At 46.0% G+C, this 346-nt stretch carries 1 tRNA gene; it reads right to left on the reverse strand.

The features are described 5' to 3' along the window. Nucleotides 1-180 precede the first annotated feature (180 nt). Nucleotides 181-256, reverse strand: a tRNA-Glu gene (locus tag HX884_RS26840). Between the last annotated feature and the right edge of the window lie 90 nt (nt 257-346).

Consider the following 346-nt stretch of genomic DNA (forward strand, 5'->3'; position numbering starts at 1 on the left):
ACAACCCGAAGATGTTTCACTTCTGATTGCGAAAATTTGAGAGACTCGAACACACATTAAATGTGTGTCGTTTCAATTTTCAGCTTGATCCAGATTTTTAAAGAGCAAATATCTCAAACATGACTCGCAAGTCAGTTTTGAGATATGACGGCAGGTGACTTTCACTCACGAACCAGCAAGTGGCGTCCCCTAGGGGATTCGAACCCCTGTTACCGCCGTGAAAGGGCGGTGTCCTGGGCCTCTAGACGAAGGGGACGTACAGTCTCAATCGCAAGACGCCTTGCTATTTACTTTTCATCAGACAATCTGTGTGAGCACTGCAAAGGCAGGTTCTTTAAGGTAAGGA

Origin of the sequence: Enterobacter sp. SECR19-1250 (genome assembly GCF_013391025.1) — a bacterium.
GTDB lineage: Bacteria > Pseudomonadota > Gammaproteobacteria > Enterobacterales > Enterobacteriaceae > Enterobacter > Enterobacter cloacae.